6 protein-coding genes are annotated in these 6,253 nt (G+C 71.1%); 3 read left to right on the plus strand and 3 right to left on the minus strand.

Annotation, left to right across the window (positions count from 1 at the left end; translation table 11 throughout):
* Positions 1-12: 12 nt before the first annotated feature.
* The 3 genes from ABZV38_RS31390 to ABZV38_RS31400 all read right to left on the minus strand — a co-directional run bounded on the left by ABZV38_RS31390 (position 13) and on the right by ABZV38_RS31400 (position 3,386).
* Positions 13-267, minus strand: coding sequence for a hypothetical protein (locus tag ABZV38_RS31390; RefSeq protein ID WP_356331824.1), 255 nt, complete (start codon positions 265-267; stop codon positions 13-15).
* Between the two features lie 51 nt (positions 268-318).
* Positions 319-2,004, minus strand: a complete 1,686-nt coding sequence (locus ABZV38_RS31395) for a D-aminoacylase (RefSeq protein WP_356331825.1) — start codon at positions 2,002-2,004, stop codon at positions 319-321.
* A gap of 77 nt (positions 2,005-2,081) precedes the next feature.
* Positions 2,082-3,386 carry an alanine racemase gene (locus ABZV38_RS31400; protein WP_356331826.1) on the minus strand — a complete coding sequence of 435 codons (1,305 nt, stop codon included), beginning with the start codon at positions 3,384-3,386 and terminating at the stop codon, positions 2,082-2,084.
* A 138-nt stretch (positions 3,387-3,524) separates the two neighbouring features.
* On the opposite strand from ABZV38_RS31400, the gene ABZV38_RS31405 reads away from it, so the two are divergent.
* Genes ABZV38_RS31405 through ABZV38_RS31415 form a run of 3 tightly spaced genes read left to right on the plus strand, consistent with a single transcriptional unit; the run spans position 3,525 to position 5,791 of the window.
* A complete protein-coding gene (locus ABZV38_RS31405; RefSeq protein ID WP_356331827.1) occupies positions 3,525-4,613 on the plus strand; it encodes a sugar kinase in 1,089 nt (362 codons plus the stop codon).
* On the plus strand, positions 4,610-5,374 hold the full coding sequence (locus ABZV38_RS31410) for an IclR family transcriptional regulator (protein WP_356331828.1): 765 nt from the start codon (positions 4,610-4,612) through the stop codon (positions 5,372-5,374). Before ABZV38_RS31405 ends, ABZV38_RS31410 begins: the two co-directional genes overlap by 4 nt.
* 6 nt (positions 5,375-5,380) lie before the next feature.
* Positions 5,381-5,791, plus strand: a complete 411-nt coding sequence (locus ABZV38_RS31415) for a RidA family protein (RefSeq protein WP_030914824.1) — start codon at positions 5,381-5,383, stop codon at positions 5,789-5,791.
* Positions 5,792-6,253 lie beyond the last annotated feature (462 nt).

Below are 6,253 nucleotides of genomic sequence, written 5' to 3' on the forward strand. Positions count from 1 at the left end.
GGGCCCCGGGCCTCACGGCGCAACCGCGCGTCGTACCGCCGCCTCGATCCCGTCCAGCAGTACGTCGAGCCCGACGGCGAACGTCTCCCGGGCCTGGCGCTCCAGGTAGGGCACCGGGTCGTCGGCGGGCGGCGGCTCGGGTGCGCTCTCGCTCTCCAGCCGGCCGACGTCCGGGAAGCGGACCGCGAAGTCGGCCGGCGGCGCGCGCTGACCCAGGACGACGCCCCGACCGAGGAGGACCTGGCCTGGGCGAAGGAGCGCGCGCATGGATTCGGTTCGGCGTGAGCCGCGCGCCGGTGGTGGCGCCGGTGCAGAGGGCTACGGCGTCGACCGGACCGCCCGTCCCGCCAGTACGGATGTCCGCCTGCCGTCCTCGATGACGAAGCGGCCGTCGATCAGGACGTGCGGGATGCCCACCGGCAACGTACGCGGCTTCTCGAACGTCGAGCCCGCCGCCACCGTCTCCGGTTCGAAGAGGACGAGGTCGGCGCGGTAGCCCTCGCGGACGTACCCCCGGTCGGGCAGGCGCAGCCGGGCCGCCGGGCGTGAGGTGAGGTGGGCGACGCACTCCTCCAGTGGGAGGATGCCCAACTCCCGTGCGTACCGGCCGAGATACTGCGGGAACGTGCCGTACGCGCGCGGGTGCGGCTTGTCGCCCTGGAGGATGCCGTCGCTGCCGCCCGTGTGGACGCGGTGACGCATGATCTGCCGGACGTTCTCCTCGTGGCCCACGTGCTGGAGGATCGTCGTGCCGAGCCGGTCGTCGACGAGCAGGCGGCGGGCGGTGACCCAGGGCTCCTCGCCCCGCAGGCGCGCCGATTCGGCGACCGTACGGCCGACGTGGCCGACGAGTTCCGGCACGCTGACGCCGGAGATCTCGATCGTGTCCCACTCGATCGGCACCCCGTGGCAGCCGTCCGAACCGAGCACCTCCATGTGGTGCCGGATCCGCTCCGCCGCCGTGTCGTCCGCGAGTCGCGTGAGGATCGACTCGGGTCCGCCCTCGCTCGCCCAGCTCGGCAGCATCGCGACGAGCGTCGTGGAACCGGGGGTGTACGGGTAGGTGTCCAGGGAGATGTCGGCGCCCGCGGCGAGAGCCTGGTCCAGGAGGGCGATCAGCTCGGGGGCCCTGTCCTTGTTCACGCCGAAATTCATGGTGGCGTGGGCGAGATGGAGAGGACAGCCGGCGAATGGGGCCTCCCCTGCTCCCTTTGGAGCTCGGGGAAGGGTGAGCTGCACCATCTCCGCGTATGCGGCGAGCGCTCCCGCACCGTACGAGCGGTGGTGGGGGCAGTAGTAGCCGCCGTGTTCCGCCACGACCCTGCAGAGTTCGGTGAGTTCGGCGTCCTTGGCGTACATGCCGGGGGTGTAGGTGAGGCCGGACGACATGCCGACCGCTCCCTCCGCCATGCCCTGGGCCACGAGCTCCTTCATCCGGGTCATCTCGGCCTCGGTGGCCGGGCGGTCGTCCCAGCCGACCGCGTACATCCGGACCGTGCCCTGCGGGATGAGGTACGCGGCGTTGACCGCGATGCCCTGGCCACCGAAGTTGCCGTCGAGGCGGTCCAGGTATTCGCCCACCGTGCGCCAGTCGAAGTCGACGTCCGAACCGTCACCGTTCCAGCCGGTGATCGTCTTCCGTACCTCGGTGAGGGTGCGGTCGTCGACCGGGGCGTAGGACAGACCGTCCTGGCCGAGGACTTCGAGGGTGACGCCCTGGGCGGCCTTCGCGCTGTGATCCGGATCGCGGAGAAGGGCGAGGTCGCTGTGGGCGTGCATGTCGATGAAGCCGGGGGAGAGGGCGAGGCCGGTGGCATCGAGGGTGCGGGTGGCGGTGGGGCGCGGCCCGGGGGTGCCCTCGGGGTGGATCTCGGCGATCCGGCCGTCGTCGATTCCGACATCGGCCCGCCAGGAGGGAGCACCGGTGCCGTCGATGACGGTGGCGTTGCGGATGACGACGTCCATGGTTGTGCAGCCTTTCGGTGACGGTGTCGCTTCTCCCACCCCGCCCCTTCTTCCCGAAACCGGGGGCGCTTCCCCGGTTTCGGGAAGGGGCGGGGTGGGAGTCGGCCCCGCAGAGATCAGAAGAACGTGCGGATGTAGTCCGTGACCGTGCCGTCCGCCTCGACCAGCGGAATCAACTGCCACTTGTCGAACGACGTGCACGGATGCGAAAGCCCCATCCCCACCCAGTCGCCGACCTCCAGCTCCGCCCCCGCCCCGGTCCGCACCCACGTGTGCTGGTCCGACAGCCCCGTGACCGTGACCCCCGTCGCCCCTCGCACCGAGCCGTCGCGACCGGACCGGATCACCTGTGCCTCCGGCAGGTCGAGGTCGTACGCGGCGTCCCGCTTCCCCGCGTTGAGGAACGCCTGCTCGGCGGAGGGGCGCGACACGACCTGCGACCACAGCCGGAAGGCCGGCTGCAGCGTCCCCTCCTCGGGCACCCGGTTGAACGGAGTGATCCGCCGGTAGTGACCGTCGTCGTGCGAGACGTATGCACCGGAGCGCAGCAACTTCACCACCGGTACCGAGAGTTCGGGAATCTCCGCGAAGACCTCGGCCACCGTGTCGAACCACGCGCTGCCGCCCGCGCTGACCAGAATCCCGTCCGCACCGGCGAACCGGCCCGCCTTGTCGAAGTCCGCCGCCAGTGCGACGAGCCGGTTCAGCCACTCCCGTACGCGCTCCGGTGACGCGTCCGGCACCTCGCCCTCGTAGCCGGCGACCCCCACCAGCCGCAGGGTCCCCGCCGAGGCCACCGCGTCGGCGACCGCCGCGCAGTCGGCCTCGGTGCGCGCGCCGGTGCGGGCACCCTCGCCCGCGCCCAGCTCCACCACGACATCCACCGGACGGGAGGCGCCCGCGGCGCGCAGGGCCTCGTCCATCAGCTCGACACCGCGCACCGAGTCCACGTAACAGACGAAGCGGAACTCCGGGTCGGCCTCCAGCTCGCGGGCCAGCCAGCGCAGCGCCACCGCGTCGACGAGCTCGTTGGCGAGGAAGATCCGCTGGATGCCGTACGCCCGGTAGACCCGCGCCTGGTGCGGAACGGCCGCGGTGATGCCCCACGCGCCGCGCTTCAGCTGGTCCGCGAAGAGCTGCGGGGACATGGAGGTCTTGCCGTGCGGGGCGAACGCGAGGCCGTGGCGCTCCGCGTACATCTCCAGCAGGGCGAGGTTGTGCTCGACCGACTCGGCGGACAGGGCGAGGACCGGGGTGGTGAAGCCGCCCGTGAAGAGATTGCGGCGTTCGGCGGCGAGGGCGCCGACGGTCAGGCCCTCCGCGTCCGGCGGGAGTGCCTTGAAGCGGTGGTCGACCCGTTCGTCGGCAAGTCCGGCGAGTTCGGCGAGTCCAGCCGGGGTGACCGGGTGGTCGGCGGCCAAGGGAGCCTCCTCAAGAAGTAATCGTTGCAACATATGCAACAGTCATTGCGTATATCGCTTAACGCTGTCTAACATCCGAGCCGACGCCGGGTCAATGGTGAGAACCGGCGCTGAACGGTGATCATCGAGGAGCCCAGAGTGCCCGTACCCGCAGCGGGGGCGGCCCACGCCGCCACGACGAGCGATGCCGTCTGCCTCGGTGAGTCCATGGTGACGTTCCTGCCCTCGCAGCCCGGACGCCTCGCCGACGTGCCGTCCTTCGGCCGTGCGATCGGGGGCGCCGAGTCCAATGTTGCCTGCGCGCTTGCGGCCGCGGGGCACCGGGCGAAGTGGGTCAGCCGGGTCGGTGCGGACGGGTTCGGCGACCATCTGGTCGAGGCGATCTCCCGGTACGGCGTCGACACGTCGGCGGTCCGGTGCGACCCGGACCGCCCCACAGGCATCTACTTCCGCACGGCGACCGACCGGGCAACCGACACGCACGAGGTCGCGTACTACCGGGCCGGGTCCGCGGCGTCGGCGATGTCCCCGGCGAACGTCCCGGCCGAGGACGCGCTCTGCGGCCGCATCCTGCACCTGTCCGGGATCACGGCGGCACTGTCCGAGGACTGCCTGTCCCTGCTCCACTCCCTGACCGCGCCCCGCTCCGGACGCCCACTGATCTCCTTCGACGTGAACTACCGGCCGGGGCTGTGGCGCGGCTGCGGGACCGGCCCGCAGGTGCTGCTCGACCTGGCGCGCCGCGCCGACCTGGTCTTCGTCGGTGAGGACGAGGCGGAGGAGGCGTGGGGGCTGCGAGGCGCGGAGGCGATCCGTGCGGCGCTGCCGGAGCCGGGGGTGCTCGTCGTGAAGCGGGGGGCCGAGGGAGCGACGGTCTTTTCGGGGCTCCACCCCGGACCCCGCTCCTCCATCGCCGGAGGGGCTGAGAGCGTCACCACCGTCCCCGCCCTGCGTGTCGACGTCGTCGCCCCCGTCGGCGCCGGCGACGCCTTCGCCGCCGGGTTCCTCTCCGCCACCCTCCGCGAACTGCCCGTACGGGACCGCGTCCGGCACGGTCACCTGATGGCCGCCGCCGTCCTCACCGTTCCCGGCGACCTCACCGACCCTCCGGCCCGCGCCCACGCCGACCGGCTGGTGGGTCTCGACGACACCGCCTGGGAGACACTTCGTCTCGGCCCCGGCTGGACAGCAGCCGAGCAGGCATCCGAGGAGGTACCCACCCCATGAGTCAGACCGTCGACCGCGCACTGAGCATCCTCCCGCTCCTCGCCGAGGGGCCCGCCGACCTCGGCCAGGTCGCCGACCGCCTGGGCGTCCACAAGTCCACCGCGCTGCGCCTGCTCCGTACGCTCCACGAGCACGGGCTCGTCTACCGTCAGCAGGACCAGCGCTACCGCCTCGGCGCCCGCCTGTTCGCCCTCGCGCAGGAGGCCGTCGAGAACCTCGACGTACGCGAGATCGCCCACCCCCACCTCGTCGAGCTCAACGAGCAGTGCGGGCACACCGTCCATCTCGCGGTGTACGAGGAGCACGAGGTCCTCTACATCGACAAGGTCGAGAGCCGCTACCCGGTCAGGATGTACTCCCGGATCGGCAAGCCTGTCGCGATCACCGTCGCCGCCGTCGCCAAGCTGCTGCTCGCCGATCTGACCGAGCCCGAACGGCGCGCGATCGCCGACAAGCTCGACTACCCCATGTACACGTCCCGTTCGATCCCGAACGCCGGTGCCTTCCTCAAGGAGCTCGCCGCCGTCCGCGAACAGGGCTGGGCCACCGATCTCGGCGGCCACGAAGAGTCCATCAACTGCATCGGCGCCCCCATCCGCGGCGCGGACGGCCGGGTCGTCGCCGCCATGTCGGTGTCCGCGCCGAACGTCGTCGTCACGGCCGAGGAACTCCTCACCCTGCTCCCGCTGGTGCGCCGCACCGCCGACGCCATCACGCGGGAGTACTCCGGCACGCCCACCCCCCAACCCAAGAAGGCCTGAACCGTCATGACCGAGAAGACCGCCCTCACCCCCAGCACCCACACCGCCCCGCCCGCCAAGTTCTCGCACGGCGTGAAGAAGGGGAACATCCTCCAGGTCGCCGGCCAGGTCGGCTTCCTGCCCGCCGTCGAGGGCCAGGCGCCGACCCCGGCCGGTCCGACGCTGCGTGAGCAGACCCTCCAGACGTTCGCCAACGTCAAGGCGATCCTGGAGGAGGGCGGCGCGAGCTGGGACGACGTGATGATGATGCGCGTCTACCTCACGGACGTGGACCACTTCGCGGAGATGAACGAGATCTACAACGCGTACTTCGGCGAGCAGAACCTCAAGGAGGCCCCCGCCGCCCGTACGACGGTCTACGTCGGCCTCCCCAAGGGCCTGCTGATCGAGATCGACGCGCTCGCCGTCCTGAGCTGAGCGAGCCGACCGATCCACGGCTGATCCGCTTGCCGCACCGCATCACCACGCCACACGGCACGGCGTCCCGCACGACCGGGACGCCGCTGGGCACTGTGACGGCCGCCGCACTCCTCATCTGGCTCCGGGCATGACCGATAGGCCACCCACGGCGGTGAAGGGCATGCGCTGAAACTCGCTGCCCGGCCGACACGGTGCCGTGCCAGAATCCAGCGCATGCCAGTTCGATACCCGCGCCCCTTGCGCCCCGGTGACCGCGTCGGAATCACCTCTCCATCCAGCGGAGTCAACGAGAAGCTCCGCGAGCGCCTCCACGTGGCCATCCGTGACGTGGAGGCACGCGGATTCGAGGTGGTCCTCGGAAAATGGGCTCTTCGCCCAGATGTGTGGGTCGGTTCGCGTCGTGGCACGAACAACGCCGCACCCTCCGTAGTTTCTTGATCGCCAAGATCGGAAACGACG

It is taken from the genome of Streptomyces sp. NPDC005181, from assembly GCF_040608395.1.
GTDB lineage: Bacteria > Actinomycetota > Actinomycetes > Streptomycetales > Streptomycetaceae > Streptomyces.